Origin of the sequence: Sandarakinorhabdus oryzae (assembly GCF_009733735.1) — a bacterium.
Classification (GTDB): Bacteria; Pseudomonadota; Alphaproteobacteria; order Sphingomonadales; family Sphingomonadaceae; genus Sandarakinorhabdus; species Sandarakinorhabdus oryzae.
Map to the genome: position 1 here is coordinate 1 of NZ_WNJP01000346.1, position 1,009 is coordinate 1,009.

Sequence of the window (1,009 nt, forward strand, 5' to 3'; positions counted from 1 at the left end):
AACAGGCGGATGGGCCGCGCGGGCGGCTCGCCGGGTGGCGGGCTGGGCCAGGGCGGCGGCGCGCTGGCGGTGAAGGGCAGATCGAAACTCGCCTGCTCGGGGATGTGGGTGTCCGCCCGCGCCAGCCGGCGGATACGGCCGCGACCCAGACGGGCGGTGAGTCGATCGACCAGTTCGGCCAATTGGGTTTCAGCGAGCTGGCCGCCTTCGAGGCCCAACTGGTGTTCGTCCAACCGATGCGTGACCGGCACGGCGAGGCGGACGAGATCATAGCCGAAGCCGGGATCGAGCGGATCGTTCAGGGCGGCGATGCGCTCATCAAACAGGCGTAGCAGCACGGCGGCGTCACGCTGCGGTTCGGCGGTCTCGACTGCGAGATGGGCGACATGGCCATCGGCCCGGTAGAGTGCCAGCGCAAACAGCCGGCCCCCCACCCCGCGCGCGCCCAGCTGCACGGCGCAGCGCAGCAGCAGCTTTTCTAGGGTGGCGCGCACCGCGTCGGTGGTGGCGATGGGCTGGGCGAAGCGTATCTGCGCCACGATCTCCGCCACCGGCAGGCGCGGATCGAGCGGTTGCGGCGCGGTTTCGGTCAGCGCGTCGAGCGCGGCCAGCAGCGGCTCACCGAAGCGCGACGCGATGGCGGCGCGCGGCAGGGCGGCCACTTCGCCCACCCGCTTCAGGCCGGCGCGGCGCAGCGCTTGTCGGATCGGTTCCAGATCAGACAGGGCGAGGAGCGGCAGATCGGCGACCCGCTTGGCGCCGAAGCGCGCCAGTGCCATGGCGGCCGCCGGCGTGCTGGCAATGGCGTGGCGGGCGGAAAAGCCCAGCCGCTCCAGCCGGGTGATCACGTCGGCGATCAGGCTGGCTTCCCCGCCGAACAGGTGGGCGCAGCCGGTGATATCGATCAACAGGCCGTGCGGCGGCGCGGCGGCGGCCATCGGCGACCAGCGGGTGGCACCATCCGCCAGCCAGTCCAGGCACGCCACGTCGGCCGCCGGATCATGCGGCG

General features: G+C 72.5%; 1 protein-coding gene. It reads right to left on the minus strand.

Going from position 1 to position 1,009, the window contains the following annotated elements; translation table 11 throughout:
* Positions 1–1,009 (minus strand): Y-family DNA polymerase (locus GJ693_RS17265; protein WP_197042306.1); only part of this gene is annotated, 1,009 nt, incomplete at both ends.